This is a genomic window from Kitasatospora sp. Xyl93, assembly GCF_055383135.1.
In genome coordinates, this window is sequence record NZ_AP029185.1 from 1,900,803 (window position 1) to 1,925,349 (window position 24,547).

Annotated in this window: 21 protein-coding genes; 15 read left to right on the plus strand and 6 right to left on the minus strand. The window is 74.1% G+C overall.

The genetic code is table 11. From position 1 onward, the window contains the following. Positions 1–131: 131 nt before the first annotated feature. The 4 genes from ACZ5GH_RS08090 to ACZ5GH_RS08105 form a co-directional block, all read right to left on the minus strand. Complete coding sequence (locus ACZ5GH_RS08090; RefSeq protein ID WP_387758207.1) at positions 132–2,309, minus strand: 3-hydroxyacyl-CoA dehydrogenase NAD-binding domain-containing protein; 2,178 nt, start codon at positions 2,307–2,309, stop codon at positions 132–134. Between the two features lie 26 nt (positions 2,310–2,335). Next, positions 2,336–3,550, minus strand: a complete 1,215-nt coding sequence (locus ACZ5GH_RS08095) for an acetyl-CoA C-acetyltransferase (protein WP_380451908.1) — start codon at positions 3,548–3,550, stop codon at positions 2,336–2,338. A 132-nt stretch (positions 3,551–3,682) separates the two neighbouring features. After that, positions 3,683–4,825, minus strand: coding sequence for an acyl-CoA dehydrogenase family protein (locus tag ACZ5GH_RS08100; protein ID WP_387758205.1), 1,143 nt, complete (start codon positions 4,823–4,825; stop codon positions 3,683–3,685). A 2-nt stretch (positions 4,826–4,827) separates the two neighbouring features. Then, positions 4,828–6,102: a CaiB/BaiF CoA transferase family protein gene (locus ACZ5GH_RS08105; RefSeq protein WP_464333808.1), complete on the minus strand. Its 1,275-nt coding sequence runs from the start codon at positions 6,100–6,102 to the stop codon at positions 4,828–4,830. 321 nt (positions 6,103–6,423) lie between these two features. Here ACZ5GH_RS08105 and ACZ5GH_RS08110 point away from each other — a divergent pair, with 321 nt between their 5' ends. The 6 genes from ACZ5GH_RS08110 to ACZ5GH_RS08135 all read left to right on the plus strand — a co-directional run bounded on the left by ACZ5GH_RS08110 (position 6,424) and on the right by ACZ5GH_RS08135 (position 12,787). Next, positions 6,424–7,014 (plus strand): GNAT family N-acetyltransferase, encoded by a 591-nt coding sequence (locus tag ACZ5GH_RS08110; RefSeq protein WP_464333809.1) that lies wholly within the window; start codon positions 6,424–6,426, stop codon positions 7,012–7,014. An 82-nt stretch (positions 7,015–7,096) separates the two neighbouring features. Then, positions 7,097–8,074, plus strand: a complete 978-nt coding sequence (locus tag ACZ5GH_RS08115; RefSeq protein ID WP_387758199.1) for a hypothetical protein — start codon at positions 7,097–7,099, stop codon at positions 8,072–8,074. Next, positions 8,071–9,339, plus strand: a complete 1,269-nt coding sequence (locus tag ACZ5GH_RS08120) for a sensor histidine kinase (protein WP_464333810.1) — start codon at positions 8,071–8,073, stop codon at positions 9,337–9,339. The genes ACZ5GH_RS08115 and ACZ5GH_RS08120 overlap by 4 nt, the downstream gene beginning before the upstream one ends. A gap of 68 nt (positions 9,340–9,407) precedes the next feature. Continuing rightward, positions 9,408–10,088 (plus strand): response regulator, encoded by a 681-nt coding sequence (locus ACZ5GH_RS08125; RefSeq protein ID WP_387758321.1) that lies wholly within the window; start codon positions 9,408–9,410, stop codon positions 10,086–10,088. 172 nt (positions 10,089–10,260) lie between these two features. After that, positions 10,261–10,914 carry a Pr6Pr family membrane protein gene (locus ACZ5GH_RS08130; RefSeq protein WP_387758196.1) on the plus strand — a complete coding sequence of 218 codons (654 nt, stop codon included), beginning with the start codon at positions 10,261–10,263 and terminating at the stop codon, positions 10,912–10,914. Between the two features lie 346 nt (positions 10,915–11,260). Next, complete coding sequence (locus tag ACZ5GH_RS08135) at positions 11,261–12,787, plus strand: S41 family peptidase (protein ID WP_464333811.1); 1,527 nt, start codon at positions 11,261–11,263, stop codon at positions 12,785–12,787. A gap of 42 nt (positions 12,788–12,829) precedes the next feature. On the opposite strand, the gene ACZ5GH_RS08140 is transcribed toward ACZ5GH_RS08135, so the two are convergent. Continuing rightward, positions 12,830–14,443, minus strand: a complete 1,614-nt coding sequence (locus ACZ5GH_RS08140) for an ABC-F family ATP-binding cassette domain-containing protein (RefSeq protein ID WP_387758194.1) — start codon at positions 14,441–14,443, stop codon at positions 12,830–12,832. Positions 14,444–15,030: 587 nt separating this feature from the next. Here ACZ5GH_RS08140 and ACZ5GH_RS08145 point away from each other — a divergent pair. From ACZ5GH_RS08145 to ACZ5GH_RS08160, 4 genes are all read left to right on the plus strand, one after another. After that, the gene (locus tag ACZ5GH_RS08145) at positions 15,031–16,257 is read left to right on the plus strand and encodes a trypsin-like serine peptidase (RefSeq protein WP_464333812.1); all 1,227 of its coding nucleotides are present in this window, start codon (positions 15,031–15,033) and stop codon (positions 16,255–16,257) included. Between the two features lie 207 nt (positions 16,258–16,464). Continuing rightward, positions 16,465–18,102: an ABC-F family ATP-binding cassette domain-containing protein gene (locus tag ACZ5GH_RS08150; protein ID WP_464333813.1), complete on the plus strand. Its 1,638-nt coding sequence runs from the start codon at positions 16,465–16,467 to the stop codon at positions 18,100–18,102. Between the two features lie 67 nt (positions 18,103–18,169). Continuing rightward, positions 18,170–18,853 (plus strand): nitroreductase family protein, encoded by a 684-nt coding sequence (locus ACZ5GH_RS08155; protein WP_387758189.1) that lies wholly within the window; start codon positions 18,170–18,172, stop codon positions 18,851–18,853. A gap of 83 nt (positions 18,854–18,936) precedes the next feature. Beyond that, positions 18,937–19,557 carry a GNAT family N-acetyltransferase gene (locus ACZ5GH_RS08160; protein WP_387758187.1) on the plus strand — a complete coding sequence of 207 codons (621 nt, stop codon included), beginning with the start codon at positions 18,937–18,939 and terminating at the stop codon, positions 19,555–19,557. Positions 19,558–19,567: 10 nt separating this feature from the next. On the opposite strand, the gene ACZ5GH_RS08165 is transcribed toward ACZ5GH_RS08160, so the two are convergent. Then, complete coding sequence (locus ACZ5GH_RS08165; RefSeq protein ID WP_387758184.1) at positions 19,568–20,521, minus strand: aldo/keto reductase; 954 nt, start codon at positions 20,519–20,521, stop codon at positions 19,568–19,570. 189 nt (positions 20,522–20,710) lie between these two features. On the opposite strand from ACZ5GH_RS08165, the gene ACZ5GH_RS08170 reads away from it, so the two are divergent. The 5 genes from ACZ5GH_RS08170 (at position 20,711) to ACZ5GH_RS08190 (ending at position 24,539) form a co-directional block, all read left to right on the plus strand. Further along, a complete protein-coding gene (locus tag ACZ5GH_RS08170; protein WP_387758182.1) occupies positions 20,711–21,337 on the plus strand; it encodes a DUF3592 domain-containing protein in 627 nt (208 codons plus the stop codon). A 253-nt stretch (positions 21,338–21,590) separates the two neighbouring features. Further along, a complete protein-coding gene (locus ACZ5GH_RS08175; protein WP_464333814.1) occupies positions 21,591–22,169 on the plus strand; it encodes a carbohydrate binding domain-containing protein in 579 nt (192 codons plus the stop codon). A gap of 132 nt (positions 22,170–22,301) precedes the next feature. After that, positions 22,302–22,748 carry a glycoside hydrolase family 18 protein gene (locus ACZ5GH_RS08180; RefSeq protein WP_464333815.1) on the plus strand — a complete coding sequence of 149 codons (447 nt, stop codon included), beginning with the start codon at positions 22,302–22,304 and terminating at the stop codon, positions 22,746–22,748. Then, positions 22,745–22,957 (plus strand): hypothetical protein, encoded by a 213-nt coding sequence (locus ACZ5GH_RS08185; protein ID WP_464333816.1) that lies wholly within the window; start codon positions 22,745–22,747, stop codon positions 22,955–22,957. Before ACZ5GH_RS08180 ends, ACZ5GH_RS08185 begins: the two co-directional genes overlap by 4 nt. A gap of 148 nt (positions 22,958–23,105) precedes the next feature. Next, positions 23,106–24,539, plus strand: a complete 1,434-nt coding sequence (locus ACZ5GH_RS08190; RefSeq protein ID WP_464333817.1) for an SDR family oxidoreductase — start codon at positions 23,106–23,108, stop codon at positions 24,537–24,539. Positions 24,540–24,547 lie beyond the last annotated feature (8 nt).

Sequence of the window (24,547 nt, forward strand, 5' to 3'; positions counted from 1 at the left end):
GCAGGAACCCGGTGAGGCCGTGCACCGCACGGCCTCACCGGGGCAAGGACCGCCCCGCCGGTCAGCCCGAGAGCCGCAGCCCGAGAACCCCAGCCCAAGAACCCCCGTCCGAGAGCCTCGGCCCGAGAAGCTCAGTCCGTGAACGTCCGCCCCTCCGCCGCGACCCGCTCCAGCAGCGCCGGCGGCGCGAACCGCTCGCCGTACGCGGCGGCGAGTTCGCGGGCGCGGGCCACGAAGCCGGCCGGGCCGCCCTCGTACCCGTTGATGTACTGGAACACGCCGCCCGTCCAGGCCGGGAAGCCGATGCCGAGGATCGAGCCGACGTTGGCGTCGGCGACCGAGGTCAGCACGCCCTCCTCCAGGCAGCGCACCGAGTCCAGCGCCTCGCTGAACAGCATCCGCTCCTTGAGGTCCTCGAACGGGACGTCGGCGGGCGAGCCGCCGAAGTGCTCCAGCAGCCCCGGCCAGAGCCGCCCGCGCTTGCCGTCCTCGCCGTACTCGTAGAAGCCCGCGCCGCCGCTGCGTCCCGGGCGGCCGAACTCGTCGACCATCCGGTCGACCACCGCGTCGGCCGGATGCGGCGTCCAGGTGCCGCCGACGGCCTCCACCGAGCGCCGGTACTCGTCGCGGATCTTGCGCGGCAGGGTGAGGGTGAGCTCGTCCATCAGGGAGAGCACCTTGGCGGGGTAGCCGGCCTGGGCGGCGGCCTGCTCGATGCTGGCCGGGTGGACGCCCTCGCCGACCATGGCGACGCCCTCGTTGAGGAACTGGCCGATCACCCGCGAGGTGAAGAAGCCGCGGGAGTCGTTGACCACGATCGGGGTGCGCCCGATCTGCCGGACCAGGTCGAAGGCGCGGGCGAGGGCGCCGTCCCCGGTCCGCGGGCCGCGGATGATCTCGACCAGGCGCATCTTGTCGACCGGCGAGAAGAAGTGCAGCCCGATGAAGTCGGCCTGGCGCTCGACGCCCTCCGCGAGCAGGCCGATCGGCAGGGTGGAGGTGTTGGAGCAGAGCAGCGCGTCGGGGTCGACCACGCCCTCGATCTCCTGGAACACCTTGTGCTTGAGCTCGGTGTTCTCGAAGACGGCCTCGATCACCGCGTCGCAGCCGGCCAGGTCGGCGGTGTCGCCGGTGGGGGTGATCCGGGCGAGCAGCTCGTCGCGCTCGGCCTCGGTGGAGCGCCCGCGCGCGACGGCCTTGTCCAGCAGCCCCTCGGAGTAGGCCTTGCCGCGCTCGGCGGCCTCGACGCTGACGTCCTTGAGCACGACCTCGATGCCGGCCTTGGCGCAGGTGTAGGCGATGCCCGCGCCCATCATCCCGGCGCCGAGCACCGCGACCTTGCGGACCAGCCGCTTCTCGACGTCCTTCGGGCGCCCGGCACCGGAGTTGACCGCCTGCATGTCGAAGAACAGGGCCTGGATCATGTTCTTGCTGGTCTGTCCGCAGGCCAGCTCGGTGAAGTAGCGGGCCTCGACGGTCATCGCGGTGTCGACGTCCACCTGGGCGCTCTCCACGGCGGCGGCCAGGACGTTGCGCGGCGCCGGGTAGGGCGCGCCGTTCAGCTGCTTGCGCAGGTTGGCCGGGAAGGCGGGCAGGTTGGCGGCGAAGGCCGGAGTGGCCGGGGTGCCGCCGGGGATCTTGTACCCCTTGACGTCCCAGGGCTGGACGGCGGTCGGGTTGGCCTCGATCCAGGCGCGCGCCCGGGCGGCCAGCTCCTCGGGGGTGTCGACCAGTTCGTGCACCAGGCCGTGCTCCAGCGCCTGCGCCGGACGGTACTGGCGGCCCTGGAGGAGGAACTTCAGCAGGGCGTCGGTGATGCCGAACAGCCGGACCGTACGGACCACTCCGCCGCCGCCCGGCAGCAGGCCGAGGGTGACCTCGGGCAGGCCGATCCGGCTGGCCGGGGTGTCCAGCGCGATCCGGTGGTGGCAGGCGAGGGCGATCTCCAGGCCGCCGCCGAGCGCGCTGCCGTTGACGGCGGCGACGACGGGCTTGCCGAGGGTCTCCAGCGTGCGCATCGCGCGCTTGATCCGCATCGACTTCTCGAAGACGGCCCCGGCGTCCTGCGGGCGGGCGGCGGAGAGCATCCGCAGGTCTCCCCCGGCGAAGAAGGTGTTCTTGCCGGAGGTGATCACCACGCCGCGCAGCGCGTCGGCGGAGGCGAGTTCGGCCAGCCGCCCGACGACGGTCTCGAAGTCGGCGGTGAAGGCCTCGTTCATGGTGTTGACGGACTGGGCGGGGTCGTCGAGGACGAGGGTGACCACGCCGTCCTGGTCCTGCTCCCAGCGGATGGTGGTGGTGTCGCTCATCAGGTGCTCCAGGTCTGGGAGGGGGGTCAGATGCGCTCGACGATGGTGGCGATGCCCATGCCGCCGCCCACGCAGAGGGTGATCAGGCCGTAGCGCAGGTCGCGCCGCTCCAGTTCGTCGATCACGGTGCCGAGCAGCATCGCGCCGGTGGCGCCGAGCGGGTGGCCGAGCGCGATCGCGCCGCCGTTGACGTTCACCTGGTCGTGGCGGAAGCCGAGTTCGCGGATGAAGCGGAGCGCGACCGCGGCGAAGGCCTCGTTGATCTCGACCAGGTCGATGTCGGCGGCGGTGAGCCCGGCCTTGGCGAGCGCCTTGTGGGTGGCCGGGGCGGGGCCGGTGAGCATGATGGTCGGCTCGGAGCCGGAGACGGCGGCGGAGACGATCCGGGCGCGCGGGCGCAGCCCGTACCGCTCGCCGACCTCGCGGTTGCCGATGGCGACGAGGGCGGCGCCGTCCACGATGCCGGAGGAGTTGCCCGCGTGGTGGACGTGGTCGATGGCCTCGACCCAGTGGTACTTCTGCAGGGCGACGGCGTCGAAGCCGCCGGCCTCGCCGATGGCGGCGAAGGACGGCTTGAGGCCGGCCAGGGTCTCGACGGTGGTGCCGGGGCGGATGAACTCGTCGCGCTCCAGCACGACCAGGCCGTTGCGGTCGCGCACCGGGACGACCGAGCGGTCGAACAGGCCGTCCGCCTGGGCCTTGGCCGCGCGGGCCTGGGACTCGGCGGCGAAGGCGTCCACGTCGGTGCGGGAGAGGCCCTCGATGGTGGCGATGAGGTCGGCGCCGATGCCCTGCGGGGCGAAGTTGGTCTCGTACGCGGTCATCGGGTCGGCGAACCAGGCGCCGCCGTCGGAGGCCATCTTCACCCGGGACATCGACTCCACGCCGCCGGCCAGGACCAGGTCCTCCCAGCCGGAACGGACCTTGGCGGCGGCCAGGTTGACGGCTTCCAGGCCGGAGGCGCAGAAGCGGTTCTCCTGGACGCCGGCGACGGTGTCGGGCAGGCCGGCCGCGATGGCGGCGATCCGGGCGATGTCGGAGCCCTGGTCGCCGACCGGGCTGACCACCCCGAGCACGATGTCGTCGATCGCGGCCGGGTCCAGCCCGGGGAAGCGGTTGCGCAGTTCGTGGATCAGTCCGACGACCAGGTCGATCGGCTTGGTGCCGTGCAGCGAGCCGGAGGCCTTGCCCCGGCCGCGCGGGGTGCGGATCGCGTCGTAGACGTACGCTTCGGTGGTCACGGTGGGAACGCCTTTCAGCGGGTTTTCGGGGGCGGGAGGCCCGCGGGGCGGGGAGCTCCAGGGGCGGGAAGCCGGGGACGGGCGGGAATCCGGAACGGGGAACGTACGGACAGCGGCGGGAACGGGGTCCGCTCAGCCGAGGACGGACCGGCCGACGATCTCCTTCATGATCTCGGTGGTGCCGCCGTAGATGGTCTGGATGCGGCCGTCGGTGAACGCCCGGGCGACCGGGAACTCGCTCATGTAGCCGTACCCGCCGTGCAGTTGGAGGCAGCGGTCGGCGGTGCGCTTCTGCAGTTCGGTGGCCCACCACTTGGCCATCGAGGCGTCCGCCGGGGTGAGCGCCCAGCGGTTGTGCTCGGTGATGCAGCGGTCCACGAACGCGCGGGTGACGGCGCACTCGGTGGCCAGTTCGGCGATCTCGAAGCGCACGTGCTGGAGCTTGGCGAGCGGGCGACCGAAGGCCTCGCGCTGCTTGACGTAGTCGGTGGTGATCTCGACCAGGTACTCGGCACCGGCGATCGCCGCGGCGGCGATGGTGAGCCGCTCCTGGGCGAGGTTCTGCATCAGGTGGACGAAGCCGCCGTCGAGCTCGCCGATCAGGTTCTCCTTCGGCACCCGGACGTCCTCGAAGAACAGCTCGGCGGTGTCCTGGGCCTTCTGGCCGATCTTGTCGAGGTTGCGGCCGCGCTCGAAGCCGGGCGTGCCGCGCTCGACGGCCAGCAGGCTCAGCCCGTGCGCGCCGCCCTCCGGGGTGGTGCGGGCGACCACGATCACCAGGTCGGCGAGGATGCCGTTGGAGATGAAGGTCTTGGCGCCGTTGAGCAGGAAGTGGTCTCCCTGGTCGACCGCCTGGGTACGGATGCCCTGGAGGTCGGAGCCGGTGCCGGGCTCGGTCATCGCGATCGCGGTGATCAGCTCGCCCGAGCAGAAGCCGGGCAGCCAGCGGCGCTTCTGCTCCTCGGTGGCGAGCGAGGTGAGGTAGGGGCCGATGATGTCGTTGTGCAGGCCGATCGCCAGGCCGGAGGCGCCGGCCCGGGCGAACTCCTCGGCCAGCACGGCGGCGTAGCGGAAGTCGGGGGTGCCGCCGCCCCCGTACTCCTCGGGAACGGCGAGGCCGAGCAGGCCCTGACGGCCGGCCGCGAGCCAGGCGGAGCGGTCGACGATGCCGGCCTTCTCCCAGCGGTCGTAGTGCGGCAGCACCTCCCTGGCCAGGAAGGACCGCACGGTGGCCCGGAAGTCGTCGTGCTGCTCGGTGAAGATCTCGCGCTGCACCGCTACTCTCCTTGCTCTGCCGGAACGTTGGCCGAAGTCTTGGCCGAGGCCTTGGCCGAGGCATTCGCCGAGGGGTCGGCCGAAGCGCCGGCGGCCGAAGGGTCGGCCGAAGCGCCGGCGGCCGAAGGGTCGGCCGAAGGGCCGAGGGAGGGATCCGAGGAGGGGTCGAGGGAGGGACCGGAGGAGGGGTCGAGGGACGGGACGCCCCAGTCCCGGGCCACCTCGGCGGTGTCCGCGCCCGGACGGGCCGGCGGGCGGCGCAGGGCACCCGGGGTGGCGGAGAAGCGCGGGGCGGGGGCGGGCTGGGTGACGCCGTCGGCCTCGACGTACGTCCCGCGCGCCGACAGGTGGTCGTCGACGGCTGCCTGACGCATCGTCAGCACCGGTTCCACACAGGCGTCGGAGCCCGCGAAGACGGCCTCCCACTCGGCCCTGGTCCGGGTTTCGAAGCGGGCGGCGATCAGGGCGCGCAGTTCGGGCCAGCGGGCCAGGTCGTACTGGCCGGGCGCGTCCGGGCCCAGCCCCAGCAGCCGGGCGAACTCCGCGTAGAAGCGCGGCTCCAGCGCGCCGACGGCCAGGTGGCCGCCGTCGGCCGCCCGGTAGACCGCGTAGAACGGCGCGCCGCCGTCGAGCAGGTTGACGCCCCGGCGGTCCTGCCAGTGGCCGGCCGCGAGCAGGCCCCACAGCATGCTGCCGAGGTGTGCCGCGCCGTCCACGATCGCGGCGTCGACCACCTGGCCGGCACCGGTGGCGCGGGCGTGGTGCAGTCCGGCGAGCAGGCCGACGACCAGGTAGAGCGAGCCGCCCGCGTAGTCGCCCAGCAGGTTGGCCGGGATGCCGGGCGGTGCCTCGGCCCCGCCCGGCGCCGCCACCATCCCGAGCACTCCGGCGACCGCCGCGTACCCGAGGTCGTGCCCGGCGGTCGCCGCCCGGGGTCCGTACTGCCCCCAGCCGGTCATCCGCCCGTACACCAGCGCGGGGTTGCGCGCGAGGCACTCGGCGGGCCCGACCCCGAGCCGCTCCGCGACGCCCGGCCGGTAGCCCTCGATCAGCAGGTCGGCCCGCTCGACCAGGTCCAGCACCCGTCCGGGGCCCTCGGGGGACTTCAGGTCGATGAGCACCGAGCGCTTGTTGCGGTTGCTGAGGTCGTACGCCGGGTCGGTGCCGAGCGGCGAGGGGTCCGGCCGGTCCACCCGCACCACGTCCGCCCCGAGGTCCCCCAGCAGCATCGCCGCGAACGGCCCCGGCCCGATCCCGGCGAGCTCCACCACCCGCACGCCCGCCAGCGGGCCGCCGGCCCCCGGGCCACCCGCCGGGGCACCCGGACCGCCCGGGCCCGGTGCACTGCTTGTGTCACGCACTGGCCGCAGAACCCTTCGGGGTTTGACAGTAAAGCTGTAACACTCGGGATGATAGGCAAGCGACCGGTCAGTAACAAGACCTCCGCGCCCGGCCGCGCCCACCGATCCCGAGCCGACTCCGGCGTCGGCTCCGCACCTTCCTGGCAGGCCCCGGGCAGGCCCCGGAAATCAACCGGACGACTGGCCCGGTAACGGCCTATCCTGCGGTGCAGCCATTACGAAGACGGGGGAAGCACCATGACCACCACCGACCGGACCGACCGGACCGGCCAGGCCGACCTCACAAACCGGACCGACCCCACCATCCCCACCGCCCGCACGATCGTCGCCGTCTCCGAACGGCTGGTACTGACGCGGCCGCAGGAAGGGGACGCCGAGGCGGTGTTCGCGATCCACGGCGACCCGGAGACCAACCGGTACAACCCGTACGGGCCGCAGCGGGACCGGGCGGCGAGCCGGGAGATGCTGGACGGGTTCGTCGCCGACTGGGTGCGGGACGGCGTGGGGTACTGCACCGTCGCCACCCGGGAGGACCCGGAGACGGTCATCGGGTTCGCCGGGCTGTTCCTGCACACGCTGGACGGGGAACGGGTGTTCAACCTCTACTACCGGTTCCGGCCGTCCGCCTGGGGGCGGGGGTACGCGGCCGAGGCGGCCCGGGCCGCGATGGCCGAGGCGCTGCCGCGCCACCCCGGCATCCCGGTGATCGCCCTGATCCACGCCGACAACCTGCCCTCCCGCCGCCTCGCCCGACGGCTCGGCCTGGTCGCCGATCCGGACGGCCGCACCGACGAGGAGGACCGGCTGATCCACCGGATGGCCGCCTGAGCCCGGAGATCCCCCGCCAGGGGGAGCGGGATCGCGCGCCGGGCGGAGGACCCGGGGCGCGGCCCGGCGGGACCGTGGGGGCATGAGGATCAACGAGCACACGGTGCGGGCCGGGGCGGCCTGGACGGCGGTGGCGGCGACCGGGCCGTACCTGACCCTGAAGCTGCTCTGGCTGACCGGGCATCCGGTGGGATCGGACGACGCCGGCGAGATGGACCGGCTGTGGCTGGTGAACCTGCTGACCTTCGGCATGGACGCGATCGCCGTGGCCCTGGCGCTGGCGTTCGCCCGGCCGTGGGGGCGGCGGGCCCCGGCCGGACTGGTGGCGTTCCCGATGTGGGTGGCGACCGGACTGCTCGGCACGATCCTGGTCGCGCTGCCGCTGTACCTGCTGAGCCTCCTGGTGCTCGGCCCCGAGCGCGGCGACCCGGACGACAAGGGCGTCGGCGACTGGGTCTTCCTCGTCGTGTACGGCGGCTTCGCCGTCCAGGGCCTCGCCCTGATCACCGCCTTCGCGCTGTACGCCCGCCGGCGCTGGGCCGGGCTGCTGCGGGAGCGGATCGGCGACCTGCCCGACTCCCCCACCCTGACCGTGCAGCGCACCCTCGCCTGCGTCGCCGCGCTGCTCGCCGCGGGCGTCGCGGCGGGCCGGGTCTACTGGGCGCTCGGCGGCACCGCCGGGCTGCCGCAGAGCATGGCGGAGGAGCGCAGCCGGGGCGTGGTGGTGATGGACGGGGTGACCGCGGCGATGGCGGTCGCCGCGACCGCGGCACTGCTGGGCCTCGTCTTCCGGATCCGTCCGGGGCGCCGGCTGCTCGGGCCGCTGGTGGTGGTCTGGACGGCGGCCGGCTCGCTGTTCGGCTGGGGCAGCTGGCAGCTGGTGGCCTTCGGGGTGTCGACGACCCGGGTGACCGAGCTGCGGATGGCCGTGCCCGGGCTGCTGCCCCTGGTGCAGGCCGCCCAGGTGGTGGCCGCCGTGCTGGTGCTGGCCGTCGGGGCGATCGCGCTCACCGAACGGGGCGCCCAGCGGCGCGCCGCTGCCGTAGAGTCGCGCGGGTGATCACGGGGGTGGGCGGCCGCTTGCGGCGTACGGCGGGGGCGACGGTCGGGCGGCGGGCCCGGCTGCGCTGGGTGCACCTGGTGCTGGGCGGCGCGCTGCTGATGCCGTACTGGATGCTGTCGGTGGTGCTGTTCGGGGCGCTCAACCCCGACCAGTCGCCCGCCCGCCAACTGCTCCTGTACGTCCTGTCGCTGCTCACCTCGCTGCCGATGGCCGCCGTCACCGCGCTGGTGCCGATGGTGCGGGGCCTGGAGGGCGCGGCCGCCCGGGCGCTGTGCTCGGTGGCCCGGCCGGAGGAACTGGCCACCGGCCCGGCCCGCTCCTGGGCGGCCCGGTGGCGCACCGCGCTCTGGTACGTGCTGCACGTCCTGTTCGGCGGGGTGGTCGCCGGGATGACGCTGGCCGGCACCCCCTTCGCGGTGGTGCTGCTCCTCGGCTTCCCGGGGACGGAGGAGTTCGTCCGCACCTGGCAGCGGCACTTCCCCGACTGGCTGGCCACCGGCCCCGCCCTCGGCCTCGGCGTGCTCCTGCTGATCGTCGGCACCAACGCCGCCTGCGGCGCGCTGCTCGCCCGCTGGGCACCCGCCCTGCTCGGCCCGACCCCGGAGGAGCGGGTGGCCGCCGCCGAGCGCCGGGCCACCGTGCTCGCCCAGCGCAACCGGCTGGCCCGCGAGCTGCACGACTCGGTCGGGCACGCGCTCAGCGCCGTCGGCATCCAGGCCTCGGCCGCCGCCCGGGTACTGCGCAGCAACCCGGACTTCGCCGCCGAGGCGCTCGCGGCGATCGAGGAGACCGCCCGGGCCGCCGTCGCCGAACTGGACACCGTGCTCGGACTGTTGCGCGAGGAGGATCCGGAGGCCGCCGAGCCGGCCGGGCCCACCCTCGCCGGGCTGGACGACCTGCTGCACCAGCTCGGCCGCGCCGGGGTGGCGGTGGACGCCGAGCTGGCGCCCGGGCTGGCCGGCCTGCCCGAGGCGGTCTCCCGCGAGGCGTACCGGATCGTGCAGGAGGGCCTGACCAATGTGCTGCGCCACGCCGGGCGCGCCCCCGCCGGACTGCGGGTCGGGCTGGCCGACGGCCGGCTGGAGATCGAACTGACCAACCCGCTCGGCCCGGCCCGGCCGAGCCGCCCCGGCGGCGGGCGCGGACTGCGCGGGATCGGGGAGCGGGCGGCGGCCCTGCACGGCGGCAGCACGGCGGGGCCGGACGAGGACGGAACGACATGGCGGCTGGCCGTCTGGCTGCCGACGGAGGGGACGACGTGAACCAGAGCGTGAAGCAGGGCGTGGACCAGAGCGTGAGCCAGAGCGCGACTCAGGACGTGGACCGGGACGTGAACCGGAACACCGAGGCCATCCGGGTGGTGATCGCGGACGACGAGCGGCTGGTCCGCCTGGGCCTGCGGGTGGTGATCGACAGCGAACCCGACCTCACCGTGGTCGGCGATGCCGCCGACGGCGCCGAGGTCGTCCCGCTGGTGCGGGAACTGCGCCCGGACGTGGTGCTGATGGACGTCCGGATGCCCGGCATCGACGGCATCCGGGCCACCGAGCAGTTGGTCAACGGGATGGCCACGCCGCCGCGCATCCTGGTGGTCACCACCTTCGAGCACGACGACCACGTGTACGACGCGCTGCGCGCGGGCGCCGCCGGGTTCCTGCTGAAGCGGGCCCGGGCCGAGGAGATGGTGCAGGCGGTACGGCTGGTCGCCCGCGGGGACTCGCTGCTGTTCCCGGCGGCCGTCCGCGACCTCGCGCTGCGCCACGGCGCGGACCGGCGGCGGGAGGCGGAGTCGGCGGACCGCGGGCCGATCGGCCGGCTGACCGAGCGGGAGGGGCAGGTGCTGCGGCTGATGGCCACCGGGCTCAACAACGGGGAGATCGCGCGCCGGCTGGTGGTGAGCCAGGAGACGGTGAAGACGCACGTCGGCAGCGTGCTGGCCAAGCTGGGCGCGCGGGACCGCACCCAGGCGGTCATCGCGGCGTACGAGTCGGGGTTCGTACTGCCCGGCTGACGCCCGCCCAGCACCCGGCCCGGCTCCGCCCTCGCCCGGCACCCTCCCCGGCCCACCGGCGCCGGGAGCGTCGAACGCGGATTCCATCCGATCGCAACCAGCGAGTAGAGTGCGGCTTTCCCCCTGCAACGTCCGATACCTCCCGTATCGCCTGGAACGAACTGGTGGCCGCATGACAGTCCGGACCCGACCCGCGCTCTGGTGGCGCATGGGCATCGTGCTCTCGGCGGGCCTCGGCCTGATCCTCGGAACCGCGCCGCTGGTCTACTTCACCGTGCAGAGCAACGTAATCGTGTTCGGCTACTTCGTCGGCGCGGTCTACTGGATGCTCAAGCGCGACACCGTGGACGCGCCCGCGCCCCGGCTGCGCGGCGCCGCCACGCTGTACATCCTGATCACCGGCCTGGTCTCGCACGTCCTGCTCGAACACGGCGCCAACCCGCTGCCCGGCCTGGTCAGCGGGCCGGACAAGCTGGCGCACTGGTCGTCGTTCTTCCTGCACTACGTGACGCCGGTGATGGTGATCGTCGACTGGCTGGTGCTCAGGCCGCGCAACGCCGCCGCCTGGAAGGACATCCCGCTCTGGCTGGCCTTCCCGCTCGGCTACGCGGCGATCGTGCTCACCCGCAACGCGCTGTTCGACGACTACCCGCTGCCCTACCCGTACTTCTTCTTCGACCCGACCACCAAGGGCTACGGCTACGTCTGGGGCCAGATCGCCCTGCTGACCGTCGAGTTCGTGGTGCTCGCCGCGCTCGTCGTCGGGCTGGACCGGCTCGGGACGCGGATCGCGGGCAGGCTGCGGCCGACGCCGCAGGCCTCCTGACCCCGGCGGACCCTGCGCGTCGGCCGGCCGCAGATCCGCCAGGCGCGGATCCGGTCGGCCGCCGCGTACACGTCCGCCCGGGCCTCCGCCACGTCGCGCGCCGGCTCCACCAGCACCGCCACAGACGGCGGATTCCCACCCGTGCCCGGACCGGCCGCCGTCGAGACCGCCCGGGACCGTTCGGCCGCCTCCGGATGGGCCCTGAGGAGGATGCCGGATGGGCCCGGAGGAGGAAGCGGGTGCGGCGCGTGGGATGACGACCGGGCCGCCGGGCCGCCGTAGCGTCGGCGGGGAGCGGTGGCGGAGGGGTTCCGCGGGGGAGACCGGGGTTCGGCGGAGGCCGGAGATGAAACGCAGGAGCACGGGCAGCGCCGCGGCCGCGGCGGTGGCGCTCGCGACGGCCGTGGGAGTGGCGGCACCAGGGGCGGCCGCCGCCCAGGGGGCGACCTCGCCCCAGGGCGCGACCGCCCTCCAGGGAGTGCGGTCGAACCCGCTGGAGGGGGTCTGGCGGACGGAGGGCTACGGTCTGCTGATCACGGTCTCCGGGAACAGACTCACCACCTACGACGTGACGGCGCACAGCTGCGTGCCCGGATGGATCAAGGGGACGCAGACCACGGCCCCCGACCCGGACGGCACCACCCGCTACGCCGTGGACGACCTGGCCCTGACGATCACCCCCAAGGGCCGGAACCGGGCCGTCGAGCGCGAGGAGGGCGGGGTCGGCAGCAAGACGCTCACCCGACTGGCAGCCCTGCCGGCGCTGTGCGCGAAGCCGGCACCGAACGATCCGCTCGCGGTCTTCGACCGGTTCTGGGAGAACTTCGAGGAGAACTACCCGTTCTTCGCGGCCAAGGGCGTCGACTGGCACGCCGTCCGGGACGAGAAGCGGCGCACGATCACGCCGACGACGACCACCGACCAGCTGCAGGCCGTCCTCGTGGACATGCTCCGCCCGCTCGGGGACGCCCACACCGGGCTGGCCCGGGTGGTCGCCGGGCAGGCCGAGGACGTGTTCAGCGGGCAGCGGCCCGGGTCCACGGTGCGGACCGAGGAACTGGCCGCGCGGGCCCGACAGGCCGCGGCCGCCCAGCTCACCGGCCCGGAGCAGGAGTTCGCCGGCGGTCGGCTCGGCACCGGCCGGCTCCCCGACGGCCTCGGCTACCTCCGGGTGAGCAGCTTCAACGACTACACCGACGGCGACTTCCGGAGCCAGGTCGACGAGCTGGACCGGGCGCTGGACACCGTGCTGGCCGGCCCGGACCGGCCCGTCGGCCTGGTCGTCGACGTCCGGCTGAACGGCGGCGGATCGGACGCGCTCGCGCTGCACATCGCCGCCCGGCTCACCGACCGCCCCTACGTCGCCTACCGGAAGGTGGCGCGCAACGACCCGGCTGACCCGACGAAGTTCACCCGGCCCCAGCCGATCACCGTACGGCCCTCGGCGGGCGGGCGCTTCACCGGGCCGGTGGCGGTGCTCACCTCCTCGATCTCCACCAGTGCGGCGGAGACCTTCACCCAGGCCATGACCGGCCGCTCCCCGCGGGTGCTCCGGGTCGGCGAGAACACCCAGGGCGTCTTCTCCGACATCATGGTCAAGACGCTCTCGCCGGACTTCCTGGCCATCCTGCCGAACGAGAAGTACCTGACCCGGGACGGCACCACCTACGACGGCCCGGGCATCCCGCCGGACGTCCGCACCCCGGTGTTCACCCCCGACGAGCTGGCCGCACTCAGGGACTCGGCCCTGAGCACGGCCCGCCGGATGCTCACCGAGGACGCGCAGCACGCCCGGGGCGACCAGGGCGCCGAGGACGCGCAGGACGTCCGGGGCACGCAGGCCGACCAGGGTGCGCGGGACCGGCAGGACTGACAGGGCCGGCGGGAACACCGGGCCCGGCAGCGGTAGGAGGCGCTACATCGGCTCCACCGCCCGCAGTTCGCCGTCCAGTTCCAGCCACCGGGTGAGCCCCAGGCCGCGCAGGAACGCCACGTCGTGGCTGGCCACGATCAGCGCGCCCCGGTACGCGGCCAGCGCCTGGGTGAGCTGGCGGACGCTGGCGAGGTCCAGGTTGTTGGTCGGCTCGTCGAGCAGCAGCAGCTGCGGCGACGGGTCGGCCAGCAGCAGGGCGGCCAGCGTCGCGCGGAACCGCTCGCCGCCGGAGAGGGTGGCGGCGGGCTGGTCGGCCCGGGCACCGCGGAACAGGAAGCGGGCCAGCCGGGCGCGGACCGCGTTGTCCCCGGCGGCGGGGGCGAACAGCTTGACGTTCTCCACGACGGAGCGCTCGTCGTCCAGCAGGTCGAGCCGCTGCGGGAGGTGCCGCAGCGGCACCGGGGTGATCACCTCCCCCGCCAACGGCGCGAGTTCGCCCGCGATGGTGCGCAGCAGGGTGGTCTTGCCCGCGCCGTTGCGGCCGACCAGGGCGATCCGCTCGGGCCCGCGCAGGTCGAGGTCGGCGGTGGTGCCGTAGGGCAGCCGGACCTTGTCCAGGGTGAGCACGGTGCGCCCGGCCGGGACGGCGGTGCGCGGCAGGTCGATCCGGATCTCGGCGTCGTCCCGGACGGCCTCCTCGGCCGCGCTGACCCGCGCCCTGGCCTCCTCCAGGCGCTCGGTGTGCATGCCCTGGAGCCGGCCGGCCGTCTCCTGGCCCTTGCGCTTGAGCATCCCGGCGAAGATGTGCGGGTCGTTGCGGGTGACCGAGCGCTTCTTGCCGTACGCGGCGCTGCGGTCCAGCCGGATCCGGGCCTCGGCCAAGTCCCGTTTCTGGCGCTGGACGTCGGCCTCGGCGTTGCGCAGCACCCGCTCGGCCGTCTCCTGCTGGGCCGCGAGGGTGCGTTCGTACTCCGCGAAGTTGCCGCCGTACCAGGTGACTTCGCCGTCCCTCAGGTCGGCTATCTGGTCGACGTGCCGGAGCAGTTCGCGGTCGTGGCTGACGATCAGCATCACGCCGTTCCAGCCGGCCACCGTCTCGTAGAGCCGCTCGCGGGCGGCCCGGTCGAGGTTGTTGGTGGGCTCGTCGAGCAGCAGGACGTCGGGACGGGCCATCAGCAGGGCGGCCAGCCGCAGCAGCACCGCCTCGCCGCCGGAGAGTTCGCCGGTGGTGCGGTCGAGGCCGAGGCGGCGCAGGCCGAGCCGGTCGAGGGTGGCGCGGGCGCGCTCCTCGACGTCCCAGTCGTCGCCGATCGCGTCGAAGTGGCGCTGGTCGGTGTCGCCGGACTCGATGGCGTGCAGGGCCTCGCGGGTGGCACGGATGCCGAGCGCCTCGTCCACCCGCAGGGTGGTGTCGAGCGTCAGGCCCTGCGGCAGGTAGCCGAGTTCGCCGTCGATCCGGACGGCGCCGCCGGTCGGGGTGAGTTCGCCCGCGATCAGCCGCATCAGGGTGGACTTGCCCGCGCCGTTGAGCCCGATCAGGCCGGTGCGGCCGGGGCCGACGGCGAGGTGGAAGCCGTCCAGGACGGGCTTGCCGTCGGGCCACTCGAACGAGAGCTCGGTGCAGAGGACGGCGGTGGTGGTGGGTTGGTGTGCCATACAGGCCTCCCGGGGTGGTTGCCGAAGGGGTGGTGAGCAACACGGGGAGACACCGCGGGTGCGGAACCGGGGACGGCCGGGAGGAGATGAAGGGTGGCGTCACGCAGAAGAGCGCCACGGGCCGTGACTGAGGTCGCACACTCGCGCACCGCGCGACGGCAGCAGGGCCTGCGCGGCGGGGGCGGTGTCCCGGGACCTCAGTAGAGCAACGGCCTTCTCCTTGTCTGGCTGATGACCCGGACCACGCTAGGCAGCCGCTGCGCCACCCGCAACCGATTTACCGTCCCCGGCCCGCCGGGCCTGCCCGGCCGCCGCTTCGGCCGCTCTGCCCGCTCCGCCCGCTTCGTCGGCTCCGCTCGGTGCGCCCGGCACCGCGAAACCCGGCGCGACGGGGGCCCGGTGCCGATCCCGTGCCGAACCGGTGACAGCTTCGTCCCGGTCCGGTGACGGCCCCGTCCCGGTCAGGGGCGGATGTCGGGAGTTCCGCGGCCTCATGGCAGACTCCTCACCTGCCATGCCTGCGGCCGAGTGGGGCCGCACCCGGGGAACGGGCCGCATGGCGGTAGTCAACAGGGGGATTTGAACTCATGTCACCGATATCCCGGCCGGGCCGCGCCGTCCTGGGCGCCTCCGTCGTCGCGCTGACCATGGTGGTCGCCACCGCGTGCGGCCCCGACAACGCCGACCCGGCCGCGACCGCGGCTCCCAGCGTCGCGGCCAGCGTCCCCGGCAAGCCGGGCGCGGCCCCGATCAAGCTTCCGACGCTCGAGGAGCTGAAGACCTGGAAGCTCGAGGACTGGGACAAGTGGGCCCAGGCGAACGTCATCACCCCGGCGGTCAAGGGCTACTGGACCCTGCAGAAGCTGCTGGAGGCCAAGCCGAAGCCGCTGCCGGCGCCCGCCCCGGACGCGACCCAGCCGCCCGCGCAGCCCACCGGCGCCGCTCCGGCCACCAGCGCGCCCGCCCCGGCCCAGCCGACCGCCCAGCCCACCGCGGCCCAGCCCGGCGGCGGCGCGGACCAGCTGCCCGCCATGGTCCCGGCCAAGCCCGTGGCGCACCCGTTCCCGAAGAACATGCACGTCAACGGCAAGATCTTCTTCAAGGACGGCAACGAGGACTACGTGTGCTCCGGCACCGTCGTCTCCGACCCGGCCAACCCGGGCAAGAGCAACTTGGTGTGGACCGCCAGCCACTGCCTGCACGGCGGCAAGGGCAACAAGTACTACACCGACATCACCTTCGCCCCGGCCTTCAACAGCAACGGCGTGCTGAGCAACGGCAACAAGCAGGCCAAGCTGGAGGACGCCGAGCCGTACGGCGAGTGGACCGCCACCTCCGGCATGGTCTCGCCGCAGTGGACCGCCGAGGCCGACCCCGAGAAGGGCGGCCCGTGGAGCCAGTACGACTTCGGCATCATCAAGGTCGCCAACCCCACCCCGGGCGGCAAGTCGCTGGAGGAGACCGTCGGCGGCTCCGTCCCGCTCTGGTTCAACGCCCCGCGTGACCAGGTCGGCGCCGTCAGCAACTACGGCTTCCCGGAGGGCAAGCCCTTCGACGGCGTGGAGCTGGAGCACTGCGACGGCGGCAAGCCGTCCAAGAAGACCGGCGACCCGAGCCGCCCGGCGATGCTGCTGATCGGCTGCAACATGACCGGCGGCAGCAGCGGCGGCGGCTGGTTCGCGACCAAGGACGGCAAGCCGGCCCTGGTCAGCGACACCTCCATCGGCAACGGCGCGAACACCTACGAGGCCGGTCCGTACCTGGAGGACGTGGCCCAGCACATGTTCGAGTACTTCTCGAAGAAGGCCAAGTGATCCACCGGTGACCAGGTGATCCGGTGGTCCTGTGACCCGGTAGTCCCGTGATCAGGTGGTCCGGGGGCCGCGGCTGAGCCAGCCGCGGCCCCCGGCGTTTCCGCGCCCGCCCGCCGGGTTCCCCCGCCCAGCCGCCGCCAGTTCCCCCGGCGCCCGTCCCGCCGTTTTTCCGCCGCCCGGGCCGCTCCTCCTACAATCGGCCCCATCATGAGCGCGACACTCGTAGTCAAGGACCTCAGCGCCGGCCACGGCGAACGCACCCTCTTCTCCGGCCTGGACCTGGTCATCGCCCCCGGCGACGTGATCGGCCTGGTCGGCGTGAACGGCGCCGGCAAGTCGACCCTGCTGCGGCTGCTGGCCGGCCTGGACACCCCCGAGGGCGGCTCGCTGCGGCTGAGCCCGGCCGGCGCCAACGTCGGCCACCTGCCGCAGGAGCCGGAGCGGCGCGAGGGCGAGTCGGTGCGCGACTTCCTCGCCCGCCGCACCGGCGTGGCGGCCGCCCAGGCCGCCCTGGACGAGGCCACCGAGGGCCTGGTCGAGGGCCGGCCGGGCGCCGACGACGCGTACGCGGCGAGCCTGGACCGCTGGCTGGACCTCGGCGGCGCCGACCTGGAGGAGCGCGCCGAGGAGGTCGCCGACTCGCTCGGGCTGAAGGTCTCGCTGGACCTGCCGATGACCGCCCTGTCCGGCGGCCAGGCCGCCCGGGCCGGCCTCGCCTCGCTGCTGCTCTCCCGCTACGACGTCTTCCTGCTGGACGAGCCCACCAACGACCTCGACCTGGACGGCCTGGAGCGGCTGGAGTCCTTCGTCAGGGGCCTGCGCGCGGGCACCGTGCTGATCAGCCACGACCGCGAGTTCCTGGCCCGCACCGTGACCAAGGTGCTGGAGCTGGACCTGCACCAGCAGCAGGTCAACCTGTACGGCGGCGGCTACGAGGCGTACCTGGAGGAGCGGGCGGTGGCCCGTCGGCACGCCCGCGAGGAGTACGACGAGTACGCCGACACCAAGGCCGGGCTGGAGGCCCGGGCGCGGATGCAGCGCGGCTGGATGGAGCACGGGGTGCGCAACGCCCGTCGCAAGTCCTCCGACAACGACAAGATCGGGCGTGCGACGCGCGCCGAGTCCACCGAGAAGCAGGCCTCCAAGGCCCGGCAGACCCAGCGGATGATCGAGCGGCTGGAGGTGGTCGAGGAGCCGCGCAAGGAGTGGGAGCTGCGGATGGAGATCGCCACCGCCCCGCGCTCCGGCTCGGTGGTCGCCACCCTGCGCGGGGCGAGCGCCCGGCGCGGCGACTTCGCCTTCGGCCCGGTGGACCTCCAGATCGACTGGGCCGACCGGGTCGCCATCACCGGCGCCAACGGCGCCGGCAAGTCCACGCTGCTGGCCGCCCTGCTCGGCCGGCTGGAGCTGGCCGGCGGCAGCGCCTCGCTGGGCTCCGGCGTGGTGGTCGGCGAGGTGGACCAGGCGCGCGGGCTGTTCCTCGGCGGGGAGCCGCTGGCGGACGCCTTCGCCGCCGCCGTACCGGAGCTCTCGCCGGAGGAGGTGCGCACCCTGCTGGCCAAGTTCGGCCTCAAGGCGGTACACGTGCTGCGCCCGGCCGGCACCCTCTCCCCCGGCGAGCGCACCCGGGCCGCGCTGGCGCTGCTGCAGGCCCGCGGGGTCAACCTGCTGGTGCTGGACGAGCCGACCAACCACCTGGACCTGGCCGCGATCGAGCAGCTGGAGTCCGCGCTCGCCTCGTACACCGGCACCCTGCTGCTGGTCACCCACGACCGGCGGATGCTGGACACGGTGACGGTGAACCGGCGGATCGAGGTCCGGGACGGGCGGGTGCACGAGCTCTGAGCCGCCGCTGACCGGCGATTGGTCTCTACCTCTTCCCGGAGGGGCCGTCATGTGCTGTGCTGTCGCCATGGTTGACAGCACAGACAGCGCCGTGGCGGGGACGTCCCACCCGACCGTCCCGCTCACGCCCATGACGGTGCCCGCCCACGAGGCCGAGGCCCGCAGCAGGACCTTCCACGAGGTGATGGCCCAGCGCCGGACCGTCCGCGACTACTCCACCCGCCCGATCCCGGACGGGGTGCTCGAGTGGGCGGTCCGGACCGCGGGCACCGCGCCCAGCGGCGCGCACGTCCAGCCCTGGCGGTTCGTGGTGATCACCGACCCGGAGCGCAAGCGGCGGCTGCGCGAGGCGGCCGAGGCCGAGGAGCGCGAGTTCTACGGCCACCGGGCCTCGGCGGAGTGGCTGGCCGCGCTCGCCCCGATCGGCACCGACTGGCGCAAGCCGTTCCTGGAGGACGCGCCGGCCGTGATCGTGGTGTTCGAGGTGCACAAGGGCCCCGACTCGCCGCGCCCGTACTACACCAAGGAGTCGGTGGGGATCGCGGTCGGGCTGCTGCTGGCCACCCTGCACCAGGCCGGGCTGGCGACGCTGACCCACACCCCGAGCCCGATGAGGTTCCTCAACGAGGTGTGCGACCGCCCGGCCGAGGAGCGCGCGGCGTACGTGATCCCGGTCGGCTACCCGGCCGAGGGCGCGCGCGTGCCGGATCTGCGGCGCAAGGAGCTCGACGAGGTGATGGTCCGGCTCTGACGCGCCGGGGTGCGGCCGGGCGCGCCCGCCACCGGGGGGACCTCGAATGGTGACAGGTCCCGGCCAAGGACATAATCGCCGTCATGAGCCAAGCACGACCGCGGTCCTGCGGTCCCGGGCCGCCGGCCGTGGCGGTGACCGCCGGGCGGCCGCCGGAACGGCTGCGGCTGCCCGGCGGCCTCTGGCTGCGGCGCCGTCGCAGCACCCACGCGGAAGCGCTGAACCGGGCCGTCCGCGCCAACCTGGACCACCTGCGGCCCTGGATGGAGTGGGCGGCCGAGGCCCCCTCCCGGGCCCGGACCGCCGAGCTGACCCGGGCCGGCGCGGCCGCCTGGGAGGCCGGCACCGACTTCATGTACCTGGCCGGCCTGGACGCCGAACCCGGCGGCGTGATCGGCGCCTTCGGCCTGCACGGGCGGATCGGCCCGGGCGCGCTGGAGATCGGCTACTGGGTCGCCGCCCGGCACGTCGGCCGCGGCATCGCCACCGCCGCGGCCGGGGCGCTGACCGAGGCCGCGCTGGCGCTGCCCGGGATCACCCGGGTGGAGATCCACTGCGACCAGGCGAACGGCGCCAGCGCGGCCATCCCGCGCAAGCTCGGCTACCGGCTGGACCGGGTCGCCGAGGCGGCTGTCCGGGCGCCGGGCGAGACCGGGCGGCAGCTGGTGTGGGTGATGGAGCGCCGGGAGCTCCGGGAGCCCTGACCGCCGGCCCTCAGTAGCGCTCGCCGGTCGCGGCCGGCAGCGCGTCCAGCTCCGCCAGGTCCGCCGCCGAGAGCTCGATCCCGGCCGCGCCCACGTTGTCCACCAGGTAGCGCGGCGTCCGGGTGCCCGGGATCGGGAAGACGTACCGGCCCTGCGCCAGCACCCAGGCCAGCGCGACCTGCGCGGGAGTGGCACCGATCCGCTCGGCGACCGCCCGTACCGTCCCGACCAGCTCCAGGTTGGCCTTCAGCGCGTCCTGCTGGAAGCGCGGCAGCCGGCGGCGGAAGTCGTCGGCGGGCAGCTCGTCGAAGGACGTGATGCCGCCGGTCAGGAAGCCCCGGCCGAGCGGCGAGAACGGCAGGAAGGCGATGCCCTGCTCCTCGGTGTACGGCAGCACCTCGGCCAGCACGTCCCGGGTCCACAGCGACAGCTCGGACTGCACCGAGGCCACCGGGTGCACCGCCTGCGCCCGCCTGATCTCGTCCAGCGTCGCCTCGGAGAGCCCGATGCTCCGGGCCTTGCCCGCCGCGACGACCTCGGCGAAGGCGCCCCAGGTCTCCTCGATCGGGACCTCCGGGTCGACCCGGTGCAGCTGGTAGAGGTCGACGTGGTCGGTGCCGAGCCGGCGCAGGCTCTCGTCGATCGAGCGGCGCACGTGCTCGGGCCGGCCGTTGCGCTCCTGCTGGCCCCCGCCGCCCGGCACGATGCCCACCTTGGTGGCCAGGAAGGCGCGCTCCCGGTACGGGCCGGCCAGGGCGGCGCCGACCACCTCCTCGTTGGTGTAGGGGCCGTACATGTCGGCGGTGTCGATCAGGCCGACGCCGAGGTCCAGCGCCTGCCGGATCACCCGGACCGAGTTCTCGTCGTCCCGGTTCCGCACGTCGTAGGCCCAGGTCATGCCCATGCAGCCGAGACCGATGACGCCGATCTCGGGTCCGCCGGTACCGAACGAGGCGTTGCGCATGGCAGTGCTCCCATCGTGTTTCGCGTGGTGGTGCCGATCAACGCCCTCAGCATTCACCTTGGAGTGCACTCAAGGTCAAGCCCGTTCCGTCCGGCCCGCACGGCGGAGCAGCCCGGGGAACCGGACGGCGGTGATCACCGTCCTCCTGACGAGGAATCAGACGTTCGACGGAACGATCCACGGGGGGACATGTCCCAGGACGGAACTGCCGTCGGCATCGTGTTCGGAGCCATCGGGCTGCTGGCCGTCGGCCTGGGGGTGGTCAAGCCGGTGCTCGGGATTCGGCGGGCCCGGCTGGACCTCCGGACCCTGGCCGAGGGGCTGTCGGCCGAGGCCCGCTGCCTGGAGACGTACACGACGCAGGAGCGGGACCCGTCCAGCCGGCGCACCCGGACGGAGCGGCACGTGATCCTCGGGTTCCGCACCCGGGACGGCGCGGAGGTCCGGCTGGAGGACACCTCCGGCGCTCCGCGCGTCGTGGGCGACCGCGTGACGGTGCGGTACCTGCCCGACCGGCCGCACCGGGCCGTGGTCGTCGACCGGGCCCGGGCCGGGATCGCGGCCCGGATCGCCGGGGACGTCCTGATCGGCCTGCTCGTCGTCGCCTGTGGGACGGTCTTCGCCATCAGCGGCTACAACACCTTCCAGGACTCCCGGCGCACCCCCCTGTCCCCCCGGCCCCCGGTCTCCACGCCTACGTCCACGTCCGCCGATTGGGAGTACCCTCCGGCGACCGTCTGCACCAACGAGCCGGGCTCCGGCCTCCGGTTCTGCCCGCACGTCGCCCCCACCCTCAAGCTCCCCCACATGCCGTAACGAACCGTCAGGGACGCCTCGCCCCTTCCCGAAACCCGCCCCCCGATGGGGCGTCCGGGCCCGGAAATGCTTGACGTGCACAGCTGGTCTAGTCCAGTTTGATGCTCAGCACCACGTTCCCCGCGTCGTGATCCCCCGCATCGCGCTCCCCCGCCCTCCCCCGACCTCCCCGCACCGGACCACCCCAGGGCCGCCGCCCGCCGCGCGCCCCCCTCGCGGCGCGGGCAGCCGCCACGTCCCGAGAGGCACCCCCATGCCCAGCGCGCCCCAGCACGCCCCCACGCGCCGCCGCCCCGCCCGTCGGACCACCCTGCTGAGCCTCGGTGCCGCCGCCGCGCTCGCCGCCGGCGGACTGGCCGTCCTCGCTGGGAACGCCGGTGCCGCTGACGTCAACCTGCTCGCCGACGGCGGATTGGAGAGCGGCGCGGCCGGCTCCTGGAGCTGCTCCGCCGACACCGGGAGCGCGGTCGACTCCGGTGCCCACGGCGGAACGTACGCGCTCAAGGGCGCGGTGAGCGCGAGCGACACCGCGCAGTGCGGGCAGACCGTCAGCGTCCGGCCCGGCACCGAGTACACGCTCAGCGCCTGGGTGCAGGGCCGGTACGTCCACCTCGGCGCCACGGGCAGCGGCACCACCGACCCGGCCACCTGGACCGCCGGCGGCGCCGACTGGCAGCAGCTGTCCACGCGTTTCACCACCGGGCCGGCCACCACCAGCGTCACCGTGTACCTGCACGGCTGGTACGGGCAGGGCGGCTACCTCGCCGACGACATCGCGCTGACCGGCCCCGGCGGCGTCAACCCGGCTACCCCGCCGCCGAGTTCGACCTAGCCGAGCCCGACCGGCACCCCGACCGGCCAGCCCACCGGCGGCCCGACCACCGGCCCGACCGGCGACCCGGGGGCGAGCGTCGCACTTCCGGTCGCCCCGTACATCGACATGGGCGCCTGACCGACCCCGTCGGTGCCCGAACTGGCCGAGGCCGGCGGCCTCAAGGGCTACACGACGGGCTTCGTCACCGGCGTCGGCTGCAAGGCCGGCTGGTTCAACGCCTACGGCCCTCGCACCGCCTGGGCCGAGGACCAGGTGGACGCGCTGCGCGCGGCCGGCGGCGACGTCAAGGTCTCCTTCGGCGGCGCCGCCGGCACCGAACTCGCCGCCGTCTGTGGCACGGTGGGCGCGCTGTTCGCCGAGTACGACGCCGCGGTGAGGGCCTACGGGCTGCGCTACGTCGACTTCGACATCGAGGGCGCGGCCATCGCCGACACCGCCGCCAACGAGCGCCGCTCCGCCGCGCTCGCCAGGCTCCAGCAGGCCCACCCGGGCCTCAAGGTGTCGTTCACCCTGCCCGTCCTGCCCGAGGGCGGCCCGACGCCCAGCCGCGGGCCATGGTCGGCGTCACCCCGATGATCGACGAGAACGACGACCACCAGGTCTACGACCAGGCCGACGCCCGGCAGCTGCCGGCCTTCGCCCGGCGGTACCACCTCGGGATGGTCTCCTTCCGGGACGCCACCCGGGACGCCAACGCCTGCACCGGCGGCTCGCTGTCCACGTGCACCAACGTCCCGCAGCAGCGGTACGGGTTCGCGAGGCTCCTCGGCAAGTGCGCGGGCTGATCCCGGCGGGTCGCCCACGGGGCGCCGGGCATCCCCACCGCCCGCCGCCGCCCGCCTCCCGCTACTGCCCACCGGGGGAAATTGGCATCTCATCGTTCCGGACCGTCGATTACAGTCCGTCCCACCTGTACGGCACGAGGGGGCGGACATGACGGTCCGAGACGACCACATCCAGTTGCGCACGACCACTCCGGCCTGCGACGAAGCGGCCTGCGACGAAGCGGCCGGCGCGCCGGACGTCACCGCCGAGGAGCTCGCCGCCTTCAGCCGCACTCTCGGCCGGCTGCGCGCCCTCCCCGCCCACGACCGCACCCGGCTGCACGCCGAGCGGCAGCTCAGCTCCTTCGTCATGGAGAGCCGCAAGCGCCGCCGCCAGGAGGCCCGGCAGGCCCAGCGGCAGGCCGACGCCGACCTGCTCGCCACCACCGCGACCGGCCGCCGGACCCGCCGCGAGGACGCGCCGCTGGTTGCGGCGGACGGGCCCCGCGGGCCGGTCGGCGAGCTGCGGCTCCCGCGCAAGTGCTACGTCTGCAAGCAGGCCTACCGCCAGGTCGACGGCTTCTACCACATGCTCTGCCCGGACTGCGCGGCCGACAACACCGCCCGCCGCGCCCTTGGCACCGACCTGCGCGGGCGCCGGGCGCTGCTCACCGGCGGGCGGGTCAAGATCGGCTTCCAGCTCGCGCTGATGATGCTGCGGGACGGCGCCGAGCTGGTCGTCACCAGCCGCTTCCCGCAGGACACCGTCCGCCGCTTCCGGGCCGCGGAGGGCAGCGGGCAGTGGTGGGAGCGGCTCACCGTCGTCGGCATCGACCTCCGCGACCCGCGCCAGGTCATCGGCCTGACCGACCGGTTGCGCGCCGAGGGCCGCCCGCTCGACATCCTGGTCAACAACGCCGCGCAGACCCTGCGCCGCCCGCCCGAGTCGTACGCGCTGCTGGCCGCGGGCGAGCAGGACGCCCTGCCCGCCGCCGACCGCCGGGCGATCGGCCACGCCGCACCCGGATTCCGTCCGGTCACCGGCCTCGCCCAACTCCCGTCCGGCGCCGGTTCCTTGCTGGATCTCACCGACGAGGCCGGACTGCTGCCCGACCTCGCCCCCGCCAACTCCTGGTCCGCCACGCTCGGTTCGCTCGACCCGGCGGAGGTCCTGGAGACCCAGCTGGTCAACGCGCTGGCCCCGGCCCTGCTCTGCGACCGGCTGCTGCCCCTGCTGCTGGCCTCGCCGCACCCCGCCCGCTACATCGTCAACGTCACGGCAGTGGAGGGCCGGTTCGCCGTCCGCAACAAGACCGCCCGGCATCCGCACACCAACATGGCGAAGGCCGCGCTCAACATGCTCACCCGCACCAGCGCGGCCGAACTCGCCGACCGGGGCGTGCACATGTGCGCCGTCGACACCGGCTGGATCACGGACGAGAACCCGGCGCCGAAGAAGGCCAGGATCGCCGCCCACGGGTTCCGCACCCCGCTCGACGTCGTGGACGGCGCGGCCCGGATCTACGACCCGATCGTCCGCGGCGAGGCCGGGGACCCGGTGTCGGGGGTGTTCCTCAAGGACTACCGGGTGGCGGAGTGGTGACGCCCGGG

Excerpts from the sequence above, each read along its gene's own strand:
- ACZ5GH_RS08090 (WP_387758207.1), bottom strand. The coding sequence starts at position 2,309 with ATGAGCGACACCACCACCATCCGCTGGGAGCAGGACCAGGACGGCGTG.
- ACZ5GH_RS08110 (WP_464333809.1), top strand. The coding sequence starts at position 6,424 with ATGACCACCACCGACCGGACCGACCGGACCGGCCAGGCCGACCTCACA.
- ACZ5GH_RS08115 (WP_387758199.1), top strand. The coding sequence starts at position 7,097 with ATGAGGATCAACGAGCACACGGTGCGGGCCGGGGCGGCCTGGACGGCG.
- ACZ5GH_RS08130 (WP_387758196.1), top strand. The coding sequence starts at position 10,261 with ATGACAGTCCGGACCCGACCCGCGCTCTGGTGGCGCATGGGCATCGTG.
- ACZ5GH_RS08135 (WP_464333811.1), top strand. The coding sequence starts at position 11,261 with ATGAAACGCAGGAGCACGGGCAGCGCCGCGGCCGCGGCGGTGGCGCTC.
- ACZ5GH_RS08140 (WP_387758194.1), bottom strand. The coding sequence starts at position 14,443 with ATGGCACACCAACCCACCACCACCGCCGTCCTCTGCACCGAGCTCTCG.
- ACZ5GH_RS08145 (WP_464333812.1), top strand. The coding sequence starts at position 15,031 with ATGTCACCGATATCCCGGCCGGGCCGCGCCGTCCTGGGCGCCTCCGTC.
- ACZ5GH_RS08150 (WP_464333813.1), top strand. The coding sequence starts at position 16,465 with ATGAGCGCGACACTCGTAGTCAAGGACCTCAGCGCCGGCCACGGCGAA.
- ACZ5GH_RS08155 (WP_387758189.1), top strand. The coding sequence starts at position 18,170 with ATGGTTGACAGCACAGACAGCGCCGTGGCGGGGACGTCCCACCCGACC.
- ACZ5GH_RS08160 (WP_387758187.1), top strand. The coding sequence starts at position 18,937 with ATGAGCCAAGCACGACCGCGGTCCTGCGGTCCCGGGCCGCCGGCCGTG.
- ACZ5GH_RS08165 (WP_387758184.1), bottom strand. The coding sequence starts at position 20,521 with ATGCGCAACGCCTCGTTCGGTACCGGCGGACCCGAGATCGGCGTCATC.
- ACZ5GH_RS08170 (WP_387758182.1), top strand. The coding sequence starts at position 20,711 with ATGTCCCAGGACGGAACTGCCGTCGGCATCGTGTTCGGAGCCATCGGG.
- ACZ5GH_RS08175 (WP_464333814.1), top strand. The coding sequence starts at position 21,591 with ATGCCCAGCGCGCCCCAGCACGCCCCCACGCGCCGCCGCCCCGCCCGT.
- ACZ5GH_RS08185 (WP_464333816.1), top strand. The coding sequence starts at position 22,745 with ATGATCGACGAGAACGACGACCACCAGGTCTACGACCAGGCCGACGCC.
- ACZ5GH_RS08190 (WP_464333817.1), top strand. The coding sequence starts at position 23,106 with ATGACGGTCCGAGACGACCACATCCAGTTGCGCACGACCACTCCGGCC.